15 protein-coding genes are annotated in these 17675 nt (G+C 60.8%); 8 read left to right on the top strand and 7 right to left on the bottom strand.

The window, feature by feature from the left end; genetic code table 11:
- Positions 1-123: 123 nt before the first annotated feature.
- Positions 124-1506 carry an aspartate aminotransferase family protein gene (locus tag ACYZUM_RS11015; protein ID WP_108182750.1) on the bottom strand — a complete coding sequence of 461 codons (1383 nt, stop codon included), beginning with the start codon at positions 1504-1506 and terminating at the stop codon, positions 124-126.
- 159 nt (positions 1507-1665) lie between these two features.
- Between ACYZUM_RS11015 and ACYZUM_RS11010 the strand changes: the two genes are divergently transcribed.
- Both ACYZUM_RS11010 and ACYZUM_RS11005 read left to right on the top strand, forming a co-directional pair.
- Positions 1666-2271: a TetR/AcrR family transcriptional regulator gene (locus tag ACYZUM_RS11010; RefSeq protein ID WP_108182749.1), complete on the top strand. Its 606-nt coding sequence runs from the start codon at positions 1666-1668 to the stop codon at positions 2269-2271.
- Positions 2272-2443: 172 nt separating this feature from the next.
- Positions 2444-4066 carry a mechanosensitive ion channel family protein gene (locus ACYZUM_RS11005; RefSeq protein WP_108182748.1) on the top strand — a complete coding sequence of 541 codons (1623 nt, stop codon included), beginning with the start codon at positions 2444-2446 and terminating at the stop codon, positions 4064-4066.
- Positions 4067-4089: 23 nt separating this feature from the next.
- Here ACYZUM_RS11005 and ACYZUM_RS11000 read toward each other — a convergent pair whose 3' ends face one another.
- Positions 4090-4731, bottom strand: a complete 642-nt coding sequence (locus ACYZUM_RS11000) for a DUF3313 domain-containing protein (RefSeq protein ID WP_371260331.1) — start codon at positions 4729-4731, stop codon at positions 4090-4092.
- A gap of 66 nt (positions 4732-4797) precedes the next feature.
- Positions 4798-5121: a hypothetical protein gene (locus tag ACYZUM_RS10995; protein WP_041064083.1), complete on the bottom strand. Its 324-nt coding sequence runs from the start codon at positions 5119-5121 to the stop codon at positions 4798-4800.
- Between the two features lie 165 nt (positions 5122-5286).
- Between ACYZUM_RS10995 and ACYZUM_RS10990 the strand changes: the two genes are divergently transcribed.
- The 6 genes from ACYZUM_RS10990 (at position 5287) to ACYZUM_RS10965 (ending at position 11891) form a co-directional block, all read left to right on the top strand.
- Positions 5287-5997: a response regulator gene (locus tag ACYZUM_RS10990; protein WP_041064082.1), complete on the top strand. Its 711-nt coding sequence runs from the start codon at positions 5287-5289 to the stop codon at positions 5995-5997.
- Positions 5994-7322, top strand: a complete 1329-nt coding sequence (locus ACYZUM_RS10985) for an ATP-binding protein (RefSeq protein WP_108182747.1) — start codon at positions 5994-5996, stop codon at positions 7320-7322. The genes ACYZUM_RS10990 and ACYZUM_RS10985 overlap by 4 nt, the downstream gene beginning before the upstream one ends.
- A 62-nt stretch (positions 7323-7384) precedes the next feature.
- Positions 7385-8569 carry a DUF2252 family protein gene (locus ACYZUM_RS10980; protein ID WP_108182746.1) on the top strand — a complete coding sequence of 395 codons (1185 nt, stop codon included), beginning with the start codon at positions 7385-7387 and terminating at the stop codon, positions 8567-8569.
- Positions 8570-8662: 93 nt separating this feature from the next.
- Complete coding sequence (locus ACYZUM_RS10975; RefSeq protein ID WP_108182745.1) at positions 8663-9952, top strand: NAD(P)/FAD-dependent oxidoreductase; 1290 nt, start codon at positions 8663-8665, stop codon at positions 9950-9952.
- 13 nt (positions 9953-9965) lie between these two features.
- A complete protein-coding gene (locus ACYZUM_RS10970) occupies positions 9966-10523 on the top strand; it encodes a helix-turn-helix domain-containing protein (protein ID WP_108182744.1) in 558 nt (185 codons plus the stop codon).
- A 21-nt stretch (positions 10524-10544) separates the two neighbouring features.
- Entirely contained in the window at positions 10545-11891 is a 1347-nt protein-coding gene (locus ACYZUM_RS10965) for a glutamine synthetase family protein (RefSeq protein WP_108182743.1), read from the top strand.
- Positions 11892-11919: 28 nt separating this feature from the next.
- Here ACYZUM_RS10965 and ACYZUM_RS10960 read toward each other — a convergent pair whose 3' ends face one another.
- The 4 genes from ACYZUM_RS10960 to ACYZUM_RS10945 all read right to left on the bottom strand — a co-directional run bounded on the left by ACYZUM_RS10960 (position 11920) and on the right by ACYZUM_RS10945 (position 17610).
- Positions 11920-13230: an ArnT family glycosyltransferase gene (locus ACYZUM_RS10960; protein ID WP_108184395.1), complete on the bottom strand. Its 1311-nt coding sequence runs from the start codon at positions 13228-13230 to the stop codon at positions 11920-11922.
- 374 nt (positions 13231-13604) lie between these two features.
- Positions 13605-16226 carry a bifunctional diguanylate cyclase/phosphodiesterase gene (locus ACYZUM_RS10955; RefSeq protein ID WP_108182742.1) on the bottom strand — a complete coding sequence of 874 codons (2622 nt, stop codon included), beginning with the start codon at positions 16224-16226 and terminating at the stop codon, positions 13605-13607.
- Positions 16227-16364: 138 nt separating this feature from the next.
- A complete protein-coding gene (locus tag ACYZUM_RS10950; RefSeq protein WP_108182741.1) occupies positions 16365-17105 on the bottom strand; it encodes an anti-sigma factor family protein in 741 nt (246 codons plus the stop codon).
- On the bottom strand, positions 17098-17610 hold the full coding sequence (locus ACYZUM_RS10945; RefSeq protein WP_041064046.1) for a sigma-70 family RNA polymerase sigma factor: 513 nt from the start codon (positions 17608-17610) through the stop codon (positions 17098-17100). Before ACYZUM_RS10945 ends, ACYZUM_RS10950 begins: the two co-directional genes overlap by 8 nt.
- Positions 17611-17675 lie beyond the last annotated feature (65 nt).

The following is a 17675-nucleotide window of genomic DNA, read 5'->3' as shown; positions in this document are numbered from 1 at the left end:
GCTGGGTTCAGTCGAATGCCCTTGTGGGAGCTAGCCTGCTAGCGAAGGCGGTCTGCCAATCGACAATGATGTTGAATGACACTCCGCTTTCGTTAGCAGGCTAGCTCCCACAGGGGGTATGCGTTACAGCACGCCATACTCGCGAGCGGTGCGATCCACCGCGATACGCGTCTTGTCGACCAATTCATCCAGCTCCGCCCGCGTAGCGATCAGTGCCGGGGCCATGATCATTCGGCCTAGCGTCGATCGAATGATCAGGCCTTCCTCAAAACCAATGGTGCGGCAGCGCCAGGCGATGTCGTTCTCGTTGGCAAAGCGCTTGCGGGTGGCTTTGTCTTCGGCGAATTGCAATGCCGCCACCAGCCCGACGCCCTGAACCTCGCCCACCAGCGGATGGTTGCCGAACACTTCGCGCAGGCAGTTCTGCAAGTACGGGCCGGTGTCGTTTTTGACCTGTGTGACCACGCCTTCATCGCGCAAGGCCTTGAGGTTGGCGATGGCTACCGCCGCCGCCACCGGGTGACCGGAATAGGTCAGGCCGTGAGCGAACACGCCGCCTTTTTCCACCAGCGCTTCGGCCATGCGTCGCGACAGGATCAGGCCGCCCATGGGGATGTAGCCGGAGGTCAGGCCTTTGGCGATCGATAGCGTGTCCGGTTCAAAACCGAAGGCCTGGTGCGCAAACCATTCGCCGGTGCGACCAAACCCGCCAATCACTTCGTCGGCGCACAGCAACACGTCGTACTTGCGGCAGATGCGCTGGATTTCCGGCCAGTAAGTGGCGGGCGGGATGATCATGCCGCCAGCGCCCTGGAACGGTTCAGCGACGAATGCGGCGACCTTGTCGGCGCCCAGTTCGAGGATCTTGTCTTCCAGTTGCCGCGCTGCCTGCAGGCCGAACTCTTCGGGGCTGAGGTTGCCTTCGTGGGCGAACCAGTATGGTTCGTCGATGTGCGCGACGTCAGGGATGGTGCCGCCCATTTCGTGCATGAATTTCATGCCGCCCAGCGCCGTCGCGGCCAGCGTCGAGCCGTGGTAGCCGTTCCAGCGGCCGATCATGATTTTCTTCTCGGGCTGGCCCATCACCTGCCAGAACTTGCGCACGGTGCGGATCAGCACTTCGTTGGCTTCGGAGCCGGAGTTGGTGTAGATCGCGTGGCTGTAGTGCCTGGGCAGCAGGCTGAACAGCAGTTCGGAGAGCTCGATCACCTGCGGGTGAGTGGTGTGGAAGAACATGTTGTAGTAGGGCAGTTGTTGCAGCTGCGCGGTCGCGGCGGCGGCCAGATCCTTGCGTCCGTAGCCAAGGTTGGTGCACCACAGGCCGGACATGCCGTCCAGGTAACGTTTGCCGTCGTTGTCCCACAGCGCCAGGCGATCCCCGCTGACCATCACCCGCGGGCCTTCCTCGTTGAGCGCCTTCTGGTCGACGAAGGCGTGAATGTGGTGGGCGGCGTCGGCGGCCTGGTAATCGCGGGTGCTGCGGGTCGGATCGAATTCGGCGGACATGGCGGTTCTCCAGAGAAACGGGGCAAGTGAGTGCGCGTTCATTCCAGCGGTGCACGGCTAATATTTGTCACTTAAAAATATTTTTGTAAAGAAAATATTTGTCGGTGAAAAAAGAAATCCGTAGGCTGACGCCCATCAGCAAGACAGGACACCAGCACCATGAGCGGGCTCAGAGAACGGCAAAAGGAACAGCGCAGGGAAGTCATTGCGCAGGCGGCGCTGGAGCTGTTCATCAGTAACGGCTTCGGCGCGACCACGCTGGAGCAAATCGCCAATCAGGCCGGGGTTTCCGCGCCAACGGTGGTCAATTATTTCGGTGGTAAACAGGAAATTTTGCTGGCCTTGCTCAAACAGCCGGACGAGCAGGCGATGCGCGATGCGCGGGCCAATCTGGACGACGACAGTGATCCGCTGGAGGCGCTGTGCGAGTTCGAAGGCTTGATGACCGACTACCAACTGCAAGCAATGCCGGCCTCGCTGTGGCGTGAATTGGCGCCGTTTCTGCTGACCGGCGAGCTGGCTCAGGTGTTGAGTCCTTGGAATGCGGCGGTGATCGAAGAAACCAAAGCGCTGCTCGGGCATTTCCAGACGCAGGGCAAGCTGCGTGCGTCGGTCGATCTGGACGTGGCGGCGACGCTGTTCAACCAGTACGCGAACATGGCGTTCATCCGTTTGGCGACCCAGGAAGTGCCGGACCGACCGGCGCATGCCTTGCACATGCGCGGGGTGTTGACGCTGTTGTGTCACGGCATGCTGGAAGGTTGAACGGACTGACAGGTCCGACCCGTCAGAGGCGAAGGCTGTCCGCAGAGTGAATGACAGCAATGAAGAAATACTGTCATCACCCTCATCCTGCAAGCCGATCTGACAACCGTTCAGCGCTCAACTACGCTGCCTTACGTATTCCTCTGACACCCGGGCGTAAGGAAACACGCGCATGCGAAGCAGGCTGCTGGCGGTAGCGATGATGGTCTGTGCCTTGCTCGGGTCCGCAGGTGGCTGGGCGCTTGAGGAGACGGCAAAGCCTGCGAATGAAGCGGTGGAGCTGAAGGTCGCCAACCGCAGCATCATGCTGTTTCGCGCGACGCTGCTGGGCGAATCGCCGGCGACGCGGGTCAAGCGAGCGAAGACGGTCATCACCGAGGCGCTGGACGAGTCAGAGAATCTGACGGTCTCGATCGACCCGATCCAGAACAGCTACATGGTTTTACTGGGCGACAAGCGTGCGTTCATCGTCGCGCCCAAGGACGTTGATGGCCTCGAATACGCCTCAGTACAGCAGGCTGCCGAAGGCGCGGCCGAGAAACTGCGCCAGGTGGTCACTGAAACCGGGGAGGCGCGCAGCCTGCATCTGATCCTCAGGTCTTTGGCGCTGGTGGCAGCGTCCACGGTGATCTATGTCGGCTTGCTCTGGTGCCTGGCCTACCTGCGTCGCAAGTTGCTGAGCAAATTGCCCGAGTTGATGGAGCGCCATACCCAGGTGCTGAAAGTCGGGCGGGTGCAGTTGATCGACGCCAATTTCCTTTATCCGTTGGTCAGTCGCCTACTGTTGGTGTTGCGTTGGCTGGTGATTGCGCTACTGACCTATGAATGGCTCGGGTTTGTCCTGTCGCGATTTCCCTACACCCGGCCGTGGGGTGAAAGCCTCAACAACTACCTGTTCGAGTTGGCCGGCTATCTGCTGGATGGGATTGTCGGGGCGATTCCCGGGCTCGGCGTGGCGCTGGCCATTTTCTTTATCGCCCGTGGGGTGACGGCGTTTGCCCGGCGCATTTTGCGGCGCATGGCGACCCCGGGCACCTTCAGTTGGCTGAACCATGAGACCTTGCAACCGACCCAACGCCTGACCTCGCTGGCCATCTGGCTGTTTGCCCTGGCGATGGCGTATCCGTATCTGCCGGGCGCCGGCACCGATGCGTTCAAGGGCTTGTCGGTGCTGATCGGCCTGATGATTTCCCTCGGTGCTACCAGTGTGGTGGGGCAGGCGGCAGCCGGATTGATCCTGACCTACACGCGCACTTTGCGCCCCGGCGAGTTCGTCAGGATCGGCGAATATGAAGGCACCGTCACCGAGCTGGGCATGTTCACTACACGCATCCGCACCGGGTTGGGTGAAGTGCTGACGCTGCCCAATTCGATGATCACCGGCACCGTCACCAAAAACTACTCGCGGACCGTGAAGGGGCCCGGTTACGTGGTCGATACCGTGGTCACCATCGGTTACGACACCCCCTGGCGGCAGGTCGAGGCGATGTTGCTGGAGGCGGCTCGCCGCACGCCGGGTGTTCTGGAAGACCCGCCGGCTCAGGTGTTCCAGACTGCCTTGTCGGATTTCTATCCCGAATATCGCTTGGTGGCGCAGGCCATTCCGAGCCAGCCGCGCCCGCGTGCGGTGTTGCTGAGCATGCTTCACGCCAATATTCAGGATGTGTTCAACGAATATGGCGTGCAGATCATGTCGCCGCATTATCTGGATGACCCGCAGCAAGAGAAGCGAGTGCCGAAGGACAAGTGGTTCACGGCCCCCGCACAAAAGCCGGAGGGTCAGGATTTGCCTTAGTCAGTGCCGTTCTTTGGGGGGCGTCAGCGCCGGATCGCGGCATACGACTTGCCCAGATCGCTGGCCCAACCATCCAGCACGCCTTTGACGTCATCGGCAGTCAGCACTTGTTTGTCGTTTTCCAGCGGCACGCCGGTACCCTTGCGCACCACTTCGGCGACCACTTCGCCGGTGGAGCCGTCCTCGAACGAGACTTCGGTGGTGATTTCGCTGTCCTGATCGCGGATGCCGGTGGCGGTGCTCACGCCGGCGGCAACCAGGGTCACTGGCAGCCATTCATAAAAGCGCAAGCCTTGGGTGCTGGCGGCGACGCGGGTAATCGCTGGTCTGACGGTCAGGGTATTCGGCCCGGGTTGCGATACCAGGTGCATGACCTTGCCCAGTTCCAGCCTGAGCGCGGCATCGTAGTAGTCGGTGACGCCGGACAGCGTGCTCAGCGGAACTCGCTCGGTCGGCGCGACGCTGGGGTAGAACTGACTGGGCGCCAGATAGGCCTGGGTGTAACGCCCTCGGGCCAGCGCCGGGCTGACCCAGCCCAGCACGGTCTGCCCGGATGGCGATGTGTGCTCGCTCAGCACGCTGTAATCGTGCAGAAATCCCGTGTACTTCTGCGGTTCAACGGTTTTGCTGCTGCAGGCCGACAGGCTCAGAGACGCTGTGCACATCAGTGTCATCAAGCAATGGCTTTTTATCATGCGAATCCTTGTTTTGCGCTTTTTGACCCGCGTCGTTCAAGCGCGGGCAGTGATTGGGGAGGAGAGCGGCGGGGTGTTGTCCGAGCATTCGATGTGCAGCTGGCCGTGGCTCATGATCCACTGGATGAGGTCGGCGGTCGGAATCGAATGCACGTACTCCACCCATCGGGCGTCTGCCGGGTCGTACTGTTCGAAATAGCGGCGCAGGACGATACGGCTTTGGTCATCTGACAGGCCCAGGCAGAACTCCTGAAACAGCAACGGCGTATTCTGATCAGGCGCGCTGGTGCGCTGGCTGAGAATCAACGGATAGCGGGCGTCGTGGCCCTCGGCGGTGTACCTGTCGTGCAATGCGCTCATTGAATGCCCCCCGGTTGTCGATGGCGAGCAGAGTGCCTGAGGGGTTTTGCCGCAGCATGTCCGCTTGATGTCCGCGACGAAGGAATGTTGCTCGATTGAAATATATGACCTGGCGGCCAGAATGGTTTTAGATGCGTTCTTTTTTGGCCTGAGGATCCTGTGCCCGTGAGCAGACTGCTGATCGTCGACGATGACGTGGAAATTCTCGCCCTGCTGAAGAAGTTCTTCGTCCAGCACGCCTACGAGGTCGATGTCGCCGCTGATGGCGCAGCGATGTGGGCCGCGATTGCCCAGCAGCGCCCGGACACGATCATTCTCGACCTGATGCTGCCCGGTGAAGGCGGCCTGAGCCTGTGCCAGAAAGTGCGGGCGCAGATGGGCATTCCGATCATCATGCTGACCGCCATGGGCGAATTGAGCGACCGGATTGTCGGCCTCGAACTGGGCGCCGACGACTACGTCACCAAACCGTTTGCCCCGCGTGAACTGCTGGCCCGTCTGCGCGCCGTGCAGCGTCGTGCCGGTGAGCAGGTCAGCCCTGTCAGCGAACCTTCGCGACCGGTGATTGCTTTCGCCGGTTGGCATCTGGATATCACTTGTCGCGAACTGCGCTCCCCGGAAAACGTGATGATTCCGCTGTCCGGTGGCGAGTTTGATCTGCTGGTGGTGTTTCTCGAACACCCGCAACGCATTCTCACCCGCGAGCAACTGATCGACCTGTCTCGCGGCCAGGGCCACGACGCCTTTGATCGCAGCATCGACGTGCAGGTCAGCCGCTTGCGCCGCAAGATCGAGCCGGACAGCAAGCGTCCGGACCTGATCCGCACCGTGCGCAACGGCGGTTACCTGTTCACCGCCAAGGTCACGCGCGCATGATCCGTCGCTTCCTGCGCCGTGATCCGCTGAGTCGGCGGATCGCCCTGACCATCGTCGCGGCCATGCTCGCTTCGCTGGCGCTCAATTTTCTGTTCGTGGAGGTGGCCGGGACCTGGGCGCGGCCACCGATTGAGCGCACCGGGTTGCTGGAGCAGATTGCGGCGACCGTCAAGGTGATCGAGGCTGCACCTGCGCCTTTACGCCCGAAACTCGCGCACGCGGCAACCGGCCCGACGCAGGAGGTGACGTGGAGTGCGCAACGTGACGAACTTGGATTGCCTGCCGGAGGAACGCAGCTGATCGCCAACAAGACGTCGGGGTTGCATCAGTTGCTGGGTGATGAGCGAGACATTCGGGTGTTCAATCCCGCTGACTGGCCGAGTGGCAGTCCGCTGGCGCGCTACGCGGCGCTGGTTCAACTGCCGGATGCCAGCTGGTTGTTGTTCTCTTCGCCCGAGCGCTCCTGGGGCCTGGACATCGGCACACGCATCGCGATCATCATCGCCCTCGGTCTGATCGCCACCGTGCTGGTAGCCTGGCTGGCCACGCAGCAACTGGCCAAACCGCTGCAACGCTTTGCCAGCGCCGCCCGCCGTTTTGGCGGTGATCTGCGCGCACCGCCAATCAAAGTCGAAGGCCCGGACGAGATCCGCCAGGCGATCATCGCCTTCAACACCATGCAGGCGCAGATTCAGCACTACATCAGCGAGCGCACGCACATGCTCGCGTCGATTTCCCACGACTTGCGCGCACCGCTGACCCGCATGCGCCTGCGCAGCGAGTTCATGGAGGACTTTGATCATCAGGGCAAACTGATCCGCGACATTGAAGAAATGCAGTCGATGATCAACGCTGCGCTGGCGTTCTTTCGGGAAGACACTCAACCGGAGCAAAGCACTGCGTTCGACCTGTCGGAGTTGCTGCAGACCATCATCGACGACTACCGCGACCAGAACATCGCCATCGATTTCCATGGCCCGGCGCATCTGGTCTACGAGGGTCGCCCGCTGGGAATCAAGCGTGTGATCGTCAATCTGCTGGAAAACGCCGAAAAGTACGCGCAGCAGCCGGCCATTACCTTGAGCAGCGATGGCTACAGCGTTTGCGTTGACGTCAGCGACGAGGGGCCGGGGATTCCCGAAGCGTCGTTGCAGCGGGTGTTCGACCCGTTCTTCCGCCTGGAAACTTCGCGCAACCGGGAAACCGGTGGCGTCGGGCTTGGGCTGTCGGCGGCGCGGGCGATCGTGCGCGAGCAGGGCGGCGAACTGACGTTGAGCAATCGCAGCAGCGGCGGCTTGCAGGCTCGGGTTGAGCTGCCTCTGTAATACTTTGAAACATTTGCGCGTGACGGACGGTCAACAGGACACATTCTCTGAAAGAAGCGTCCATGAAAACCCCACGGCCCTCCGCACGCCTCGAACCGCTTTCACAACTTCGCAATCTGAAAATGGCCCGTTCCGCGCACGCTTATGTGCGCGGCAGTACGGTGCAGTTTTATGAGTGGCTGCACAGCCAGCCCGGGCGCCGCCTGCCGAAAGGGCCGGCGGTGTGGATCTGCGGCGATTGTCATGCCGGCAATCTGGGACCGACCGGCGATCTGAAAGGGCGCATCGATATCCACATCCGCGACCTCGACCAGACGGTTATCGGCAATCCCGCGCATGACCTGGTGCGACTCGCACTGTCGCTGGCGACTGCCGCCCGGGGTTCCGATCTGCCCGGTGTGGCCACGGCGCGCATGCTCGAGGAGATGATACGCGGCTACGAGCAGGCGTTTGAAGACGACGTCGACAAAGAGCCGCCACGCCCCGCGCAAGTCAAGGCCGGGATGCGCAGCGCAGTGCAACGCACGTGGAAGCATCTGGCCCAGGAGCGCATCGAAAACACCAAACCGACCATTCCGCTGGGCAAGCACTTCTGGTCGCTGTCACGCGAAGAGCGCAGTGCACTGAAGACCCTTTGCGCCACGTCAGATCTGAACACGCTGGTGACCTCATTGAAGGGCCGCAACAAGGACGACCGGGTGAAAATGCTCGACTCGGCCTATTGGGTCAAAGGCTGCAGTTCGTTGGGACTCAAGCGTTATGCGGTGTTGCTGGGCGTGGGCGAGGGCGACAATCAGGAATATTGCCTGCTTGATATCAAAGAGGCAGTTGCTGCCGCCGCACCCCGGGTCGCCCGCGCCGCGATGCCCCGCGACAACGGCAAACGTGTGGTCGAAGGCGCGCGGTTTCTCTCGCCGGGCCTGGGTAACCGGATGATCGCCACCCGGGTGCTCGACCATGGCTTCTTCATCCGCGAACTGCTGCCACAAGACATGAAACTGGAGCTCGATCAGTTGAGCCAGACCGACGCGATGCTCGCCGCCGGCTATCTGGCTCGCGTCGTCGGGCTGGCCCATGCCCGGCAGATGGACATGAGCACCCGCGCGTCATGGATGCGTGAACTGCAGGCGTGTCGCTCGAAGACACTGGATGCGCCGTCGTGGCTGTGGACCAGTGTTGTGCAGTTGGTGGGTCGTCATGAGAAAGGTTATCTGGAGCATTGCCGGCGTTATGCGCTCGAGCATTGATCTGTGTGAGTGAAACAGTTGCCGGTTGCCGATATGAAATTTGTTCTGTAGATTTTCATGAAATTATAAGAAATAAATTTCATGAGGCGCCGAATGTTTCAGCAATCCCAACAGCATGTCGCCAGTTATTACGCCCACAGTTGCGCCGATATTCTCAGCACACGGCCGGCGCTGGAAGGCGCGCACGACACCGAAGTGGTGATCATCGGCGCCGGATTCAGCGGGCTGCATACCGCGCTGCGTCTGGCTTTGGCCGGCAAGCGCGTCACTGTGCTCGAAGCCAGTCGCGTGGCGTGGGCCGCGTCGGGACGCAATGGCGGGCAGGCGATTCTGGGCTGGTCGTGCGACATGCCGCCGCTGGAAGCTGCGCTCGGCTATGAGCGCGCCCGTCGCCTATGGGACGGCATGCGCTGGGCCGCGCAGGAACTGCGTGAATTGCCCGGGCGGCATGGTTTCGATTGCGACTATCGCCCCGGCCATTTGTGGACGTCGGTGATGCCGCGTCGGGTCAGCCTGCTGACTGAATGGCAACACGAAGCCCGTCACAAATGGGGCCATGACGGTCTGCAATTCATTTCCCGTGAAGACCTGCCGCAATGGGTCGCCAGCGATCGTTATCAGGCGGGGCTCTTTGACGCCGAAGGCGCGCACCTCAATCCGCTGAAACTGGCGCTTGGCCTGGCCGCCGCCATCGAGCGCGCCGGCGGGCGTATTCATGAGCAAAGCAAAGCGCTGAGTTATCGGCAGGAGGGCGACGGTTTTCGGGTCACTACCGAACGCGGTTCGGTGAAGGCCGACGTGCTGGTGCTGGCCTGCAATGCCTATCTCGATGAACTCGATCCGCAACTCTCCAGCTGCATCCTGCCGGTCGGCACCTATCAAGTCGCCACCGCACCGCTGACGCCGGAGCAAGCCACGGCGCTGCTGCCGAGCAACGTCTGCGTGACCGACAACCAGTTCGTCCTCGACTACTTCCGCCGCACGCCGGACAACCGCTTGTTGTTCGGCGGCGGCTGCACCTATCTGGGTGGCATGCCCAAGGACATTGCGGCGGCGACCCGGCCGTTTCTCGAACGGGTGTTCCCGCAACTCAAGGGCGTTGAACTGCAATTCGCCTGGGGCGGGCACATCGACCTGACCATGAACCGTACGCCGGATGTCGGCGGCGAGGGCAACCGTTATTGGCTTCAGGGTTATTCGGGGCATGGCGTGCTGCCGACACTGGCCGCCGCCCGCGCGGTGTCCGATGCAATTCTCGGCGAGACGGATGAATTGGCGTTGTATCAGGGCGTGAGCAATGGCCGTTTCCCCGGCGGCAAGCACTTCGCAGCACCGCTGGAAGCCATCGGCAAGGCCTGGTATCGGCTGCGCGACAGTATTTGATGAGATTTTGACCATGAACAAGCAAGAAGAAATCGCCGCGCTGGCGATCCTGATCCACGACCTGCGCAAGCACAAGAAATGCACCCTCAAGGAGCTGGCGGACAACATCGGCCGTTCGGTGGGGTTTCTCTCGCAAGTCGAACGCGGCCTGTCGCGCCCGACCGTGGCCGACCTCACCGCGATCAGCGAAACCCTCGGCGTGCCGACCACCTATTTCTACAGCCTGCCCAAACCCAGACAAGTGCCGTGGGTCACCCGTCCGGACGAGCGCCGCACGCTGTATTACGCCAGCGGCATTACCGACATTCTGGTATCGCCGCAGATGCGCGCCTCGTTCTCGATGCTCGAAAGTCATCTGGAACCGGGCGCGAGCAGCGGTGACCGGCACATGAGCGACAGCTCGGAGCAGGGCGGTTACGTCCTCGAAGGAGAACTGACTTTGTGGCTGGGCAACGACGACGAGCCGGTGACCTTAAAGGCCGGCGACAGCTTTCAATTCGACTGTCACACCCATTGCCGTTACGGCAACCGCACCGGGCAGCTCACTCGCGTGCTCTGGGTCTACACCTGATAACAACAAAGGATGAATACGATGGACGCTGTCTGCTCTGATCTGCTCGCTGAAGTGCGCGCGTTTCGCCAACGCTACCCCGAGGTACGCTATGTCGACCTGATTTCCCTGGACATTCCGGGGCATTTTTACGGCAAGCGCTATCCGGTGGACATGCTCGAAAAAGTCGCGGCGGGCAGCGCCTTGAAACTGCCGCAGAACTGCGTGTTGCTGGGCGTGCAGGGCGGTCTGTTCAAGATCGGCGATTACTGCTTCAACGACGGTGATCCGGACGCTGTGCGCCGCTTGGTGCCCGGCACACTCAAGCCCGTGACCTGGGAAAGTCAACCGCTGGGGCAAATGCTGATCACCTCCGACGGCACCGCCAAACCGATCGAATTCGAACCCCGCGAGGTATTGGCGAAAGTGCTGGATCGACTGGCAGCCAAGGGTATTCACCCGGTGGTGGCCTTCGAACTGGAGTTCTACTTATTCGACAAAAAACTTCGCGACGGGCTGCCGCAATTCCCGCGGGATGAGCTGACCGACGACGCCGATGATCAGCCGAACATGCACATCGAACGCCTCTCGCGTTTCGCCCCGGTGCTTGACGACATGGTTGAAGCAACGCGGGCGCAGGGCATCGACGCCACGGTGATTACCGCAGAGCTGGGGCCGGGCCAGTTCGAAATCAATTTCGGCCACCTGGATGACGGTTTGCGCGCCGCCGACTGGGCGGCGCTGTTCTGTCGCAGCACCCGCGGCGTTGCGCTCAAGCACGGCTATCGCGCCAGTTTCATGGCCAAGCCGTACGTGCAGCATCCGGGTAGCGGCATGCATGTGCATGTCAGCCTGTATGACGCCGCCGGCAACAATCTGCTGGCCGCCAATCACCAACAGCCGCTGCGCCACGCGGTGGCGGGGTGCCTGGATCTGCTGCCGCACAGCATGCCGATCTTCGCGCCGAACCAGAACGCCATGCGCCGTTTGAGCGGCACGGTGAACACTGCGACCAAAGCGAGCTGGGGTTACGAGGATCGTGACGCCTGCCTGCGCATCCCCGAGTCGGACACGAAAAACCTGCGCATCGAATACCGACTGGCCGGCGCTGACGCCAACCCGTATCTGGTGCTGGCGGCGATTCTGGTAGGCCTGGAACATGGTCTGGAATCAGGCAAGGAACCGATCCCGCCCCTCAACGACGACCGCAACAGCGGCATCGACTTTCCGACGGAGATCCTCGACGCGGTGCGCGCCTTGCAGCATCAGCCACAACTGCGTGCGGGACTGGGCGCCGAGTTTGTCGACGTGTATTGCGAGAACAAACGTCAGGATCACCTGGCATTCATGCAGGAGATCAGTGCGCGGGAGTATCGCTGGTATTTGTGATCACTGGTTCAGTGACTTCTTCAGCCCTTCACCAAAACCAATACGGCAAAAACTTCGGTGTGGGTTCGATCATGAGTTCCAGGTGATAGGTGATCGGGTTGAAGAAAAACATATCCAGTATCAGAAATGCCGCTACGCCAAACGACAGCGTCATGAACTCGCGATAGGGATGCTCGGCGAAATACTGGTGTTTGCCATGGTAGAAGCTCAGTAGCGCAGACAATCCCAAGACTACGCCCAGGTAGTTGGGTTGTAACGAAACATCGGCGAAGTTGTTGTAGACCAGCACCGCCACCAGCATCCCCAACCCAAGCAGGGGCAACTTCAGGCAGACGTTGAGCAGGCCGTTTTTGGCGCGGACGAAGGCGGCTTCCTTGCTGACGAAGAGGTAAGCGGCCAGCAGTGAAATTGCCGGGGTGATTGCCAGGATGTAGCGTGCTTTCTTGGAACTCGGAAGAGTGAACAGCACCAGCAGCACTAGCAGCCAGCCGGTTAGATAGCGCAGCAGGTCGATGTTTCTATCGCGGTTCGAACGGAAGAACAGTTTGTACTTCTTGAGAATGACGTTGATGGCGTAAAACACCGTGATGCCGTAGGTCAGCAGACCTGCCGAGAAGTAGAAGTAATAGCGTGGCGCGTGGTCGGAACCGAAGCGTGCGATGCCCTGCATGTTCAGCACTTCGTCGAGGAACGCTGGCCCTCCTTGCACGTAGGCCGCCCAGGCCAGTAACACCACCCCAACAGTCAGAATCACCCCCGAGAGCAGTGAAAACAGCAGCAACATGCGCCACTGCCGGCTCAGTAAGTAATAAGCGCCAATGACACTCGCAGGTCCGATCAAGCCGATAGGCCCACGAAAAGCGAAACCCAGTGCCAGCCCGACGTACAGAAACACCAGGCGGCGCGGGTCTTTTTTGATTTCGGCCGTATAGGCAAAGTAGAAGCACATCACCGTTAACAGCGCCGGATAGATATCCAGTGCCAGCGAGTTGACGCCGTCGAGAAAAGCCCAGGTCAGCAGGCTGAAAAGAACGCCGTACGCCCCCCACTTCTTGCTGTGCAGCGCGCCCAGTCGATAAATGAATACCAGCATCAGCGACGCGGCCACGCAGGACGGAAAACCCATGGAAAGAACGGATACCCGGCCGAATGGCAAGGACACCAGGTAGACCAACAAGGTATTGAGGACCGTGTAGTCGGGATAGGGTTTGAGGTCTTCGGCGATCGGGAACAGTGTGATGCCGTGCAGCAACATGTAGTCGGCAAAGTCGACAAAGCGTGTTGTGTAGTTGAGGACCGCGGGTTTGTACTGCAATGCCATGAACACGGCCAGTGTCATGAAAAAAATGCTCAGGCATGGATTTCTTGCAATCAATCCTTTCAGCAACACTGCCCGCCAAGTGCGCTCGACCACAAGCGGGGCATCATATCGATCCATCGTTAATCCTTTGCTGCAGTTGTTCTTTTTGCCCGCAATCCTGGAAGCCCGGTAACGCCGGAAGTGAAGTTATGTGTTTCGCAAAATTGGATTTGAGCCTAGTCCAGGGTGAGGACTATTCAAGCATGACGTGCCTAAACACACCCTGAACAAGACGGGTTAAAGTCGATGAAAACGTCATTAACGAAGAGCGTGTTATAGGGCTTTCTACATTTAGTTGTCGGCAATTTTGGCGCTGGGTAGAAAAGCTCCGATGTGCATTGCCTCCCGCTTGGCTAAATAACCCGACCCTTTTTCGGCGGCGAATGGTCGGCCAGCCCGGTTCTGGCGGTTTGCAGCAACCGGGCGAACGCCGCTTTGTCTATTGGCCGACTCATGAAATAGCCCTGAACCTCGTTGCACTGATCCTTGCCCAGAATCGCCAGTTGCTCCTCGGTTTCCACGCCTTCGGCGGTGACGGTCAGGCCCATGGCTTTACCCAGGCCGATGATCGCCTGGACCACGGCGCGATCGTTGGCGCCGTTGCTGATCGAGGCGATGAAGCGCTTGTCGATCTTGATCCCGTCGAACGGGTAGGCGCGCAGGTAGCCGAGAGACGAATAGCCGGTGCCAAAGTCGTCCATGTTCAGGCGCACGCCGAGTTGCTTGAGCGCATTCATCGTGGCCAGCGCGCCGTCGGTGTCGACGAGCATCACGTTTTCGGTGATTTCCAGTTCCAGGCGACTGGCCGGGAAACGGGTCTGGATCAGCGCTTCGCGCACGTCTTCGACGACATCGCTGAGGGCGAACTGTGCCGGGGACAGGTTGACTGACAGGAGGATGTCTGACGGCCATTCGAGTGCGGTTTCACAGGCTTCGCGCAACACCCAGCGTCCCAGCGCCACGATCAGATCGGTCTGTTCCGCCAGGCCGATGAACACGTCCGGGCCCAGCAGGCCCTTGGTCGGGTGCTGCCAGCGCACCAGCGCCTCAACCGAGACGATGTGCTTGCCGTCGACGGTGTAGCGCGGCTGGTAATGCAGAATGAATTCGTCGTTTTTCAGCGCGCCGCGCAGGTCGCTTTCCATTTGCCGGCGGGTCTGGATCTGGTCGTTCATGTGCGCTTCGAAATAGCACCAGGTGTTTTTGCCCTCGGACTTGGCCTGATAGAGCGCGATGTCGGCGCAACGGATCAACTCGCTGGGCACGAAGCCCTGGCGGCGGCTCAGGGCGATACCGATGCTGGCCCCGACGTGCAACGGATGGTGCTCGAAGAGCATCGGTTGATGCAGGCTCTCGACCAGCCGCATACAGAACCGGTCGACTTCCTGCCGAGTGTCCATGCCATTGAGCACCACAACGAATTCGTCGCCACCCAGGCGTGCGACGATGTCGTGCTCGCGGGTGCATTCGCGCAGACGACTGGCGACTTCCTGCAACACCGCGTCGCCTGCCGGATGGCCGAGGGAGTCGTTGATCGGCTTGAAGTTGTCCAGGTCGATCACCAGCAGCGACAGCGGCGGCGCGTGCTCCTTGAGCAACAGCGCCTCATCCAGATAACGCGCCAACTGGTTGCGATTGGGCAGGCCGGTGAGGGCGTCGTGCATCGACAGGTGCTGGATCTGCGCATGGGCGGCGACTTCGTCGGTGATGTCGCTGGCGGTGCCGCGATAGCCGACCACGGTGTGCTTCTCGATAATTGGCCTCGCCGACAGTCGACAGTGGCGTTGCTGCCCGGCGTGATCGCGGTAGGTGCAACGCAAGTCGCTGGCATTGCTGTCCTCGGTGAGTTTCTTCAGCCACAGCTCCAGCGGCGTGGTATCGCACGACACCAATTGCCCAATGCCCTGGCCCAGCCACTCGCTTTGCGGGTAGCCAGTCACTTCGCTGAAGCGCGCCGAGAGATAGGTCAGGCGCAAGTGTCTGTCGACTTCCCAGATCCAGTCCGACGCCGCTTCGGCGACCGCGCGAAACCGTTCTTCACTGGCTTCCAGCGCATGGTTGGCCGCCTCCAGCGCCTGATTCGAAGCCTGCAAGGTGCTGAAACTGTGGTCGACGTAGGTTGAAGATCGCACGGCGTGACGCAAGAAATAGGCGGTCAACAGCATCAGCACGGCCAGCACGGCGCCAAGCGTGGGCAGCAGTGACCACAGCAGTTGCCGGCCGGGACGTTCGAGGTCTGCGCTGAGGCTGTAACCGGTGTTGTTCAGCGACACCCGAGGCTGTTCGTCGGCAAGCGTGTCATCCGCCGTAAGTTTCAGGTTTTGCAGGCCATAGGCAGTGCCGATCGCCTGCAGTTTGGCAGGCGTCAGCTTGTCGACGAACACCAGCACCGAGGTCTGTGTCGGATCGCCCACCGGACGTTCGTCGTTGGGCAGAATTGCCGCTGCCGTAACCAGTGCCGGCCATCCGTCGAACAGCGAATAGGTATTGATCGGTACAGTCAGATCAGCCTGGTTTTGCACCTGATCAATCAATGACGCGGCAGAAGCCTTGAGCAGACTGCCGACGTCCACGTCGGCGAGTTGTCCTTGCACGACGGCGTACTTCGTGCGGCTGCGATCCAGCACAAACACGCCGTCGTAACCGTCGCTGGTGAACAGGGTCTTGCCGATGTTCTGCTGGGTGTAGGCCCAGTCGGTATCGACGTGGGTGTGCAAGTGTTCGTAAGCCGTGGTCCAGTCGGCATAGCTGGTGATGTAGCTTTTGGAGGTCGCGATGCGATTTTCCAGGGCGCGGGCCGTATAGAAGCGGGTTTGCTCGACATCCTCGCGATCCAGGCGAGCGGCAATGCTGAGCAGGGTGCCAATCGCAGCAATCACCCCGACGATAAACAGCGTGGCGACCGCAAATGCCAGGCGGCGGGTAATGGCGCTTTGCTGAGGCGGAACCGGCGTGGCAGGAGCGAAACTGTCCATATGCTCGTCCTTGGTAGCTAGGGTTTGCTCATCTGGAACAGCGGCCCGAGCGCATTGTTCAATCTGTTGTTGGCAATGGCGCTGCGGCGGATTTCTCAAGCGTAGTGAATACGCGGGGATTTTGCCTTTGGCGCAACGTCATTGCGCTCTGAGCAACTGCCCCAAGACCTCCAATTCTCCTTTCTCCACATCCGACACCAGCACGAAACGCATATGAGCGGCCTGCCACGAGACCACGTTGAATCCGCGCACGCTGTGACTCTGCACGGCTTGGTCCGCCTCATTCGTCGGCAGGATGAACAGGTTGATGATGTGCTTGGCATGCCCGTAGCTCAGGGCGGCGGTGGTCTGGTGTTGCAGGTAATCCAGACGCCCGCCAAGCAAGGGGAAGCCTTGCGCCGTGTAGTCGAATACCGGCGGCGAGAAATCGAGTTTGCCGGTGAACCACGGTTTGACGGTGTGGCGATCGGACGACACCACGTCGTTGAGGTGTTCGCCCATCAACGAGCGTACGTGGCTGGACACGGCTTCGTCGATCAAGGGTTGCTCGCTGCCGGGAGTGGCGACATACAGCACCAGCGCCAGAGCCAGCGCGGCGGCGGAAAAGGCCGGGGCCAGCCATTTTTGCCAGCGCTGGATGAACCTCGGCTCAGGTTTGTCTGCGGCGAACACGCTCGCCGCCAATGCAGCGGGCGCGGGGTAGTAGGGTACATGGCGCTTCACGCTGACCTTGAGCAACTTCGCTTGCTCGTGCAGCTGCACGCATTCGGCACAGGTGCTCAAGTGCGCGGTCACCTGCGCCGCCGTCGCCGAATCCAGTTCCTGATCCAGATAGCCGTGCAACTGTGTCTGGCAAACCGCGCAGTCGAGTTCATTCATGATCGTGCAACTTCAGTAGTTCGAGCTTGAGCAGGGCACGTGCCCGGGCCAGTCTGGACATGACGGTGCCAATCGGAATATCGACCACCAGGGCGATGTCCTTGTAAGGCATGTCTTCGAGTTCCTTGAGCACAATCACCTCGCGAAACACCGGCGGCAGGGCACTCAGCGCCTGCTGGAGCAAGGCGGCATTTTCCATGTGAATGGCCAGCAGTTCCGGGGTCTGGCTGTGGCTCAGCGGGCCTTCGTCAGCGACCCGGTCGTCATCGATGGCGACCCAATGGCGCCCGGCCGAAGCCTTGAGCCAGGTGTAGCTTTCGTTGCGCACGATGGTCAGAAACCACGCCTTGGCGTTGCCATCGGCGAAACGTTGCAAAAACCGGAAGGCGCGCAGGGCGCTTTCCTGCACGACGTCGCGCGCAGCGCTGTCGTTGCCAGTAAGCCAGCGCGCAAGGTTGTAGGCCGCGTCCAGATGGGGCGCAATCAATTCCTCAAATCGCTTCATGGTCGGTTCCGCACCGTCACCCCCCTGTAACCGCGCTGCGGCGGGTTTTATTCGCGCCAGAACAT

The organism is Pseudomonas sp. m6p, assembly GCF_055760375.1.
Note: the sequence above shows the minus strand (reverse complement) of the source record. Positions and strands in the feature narration are given on the sequence as shown.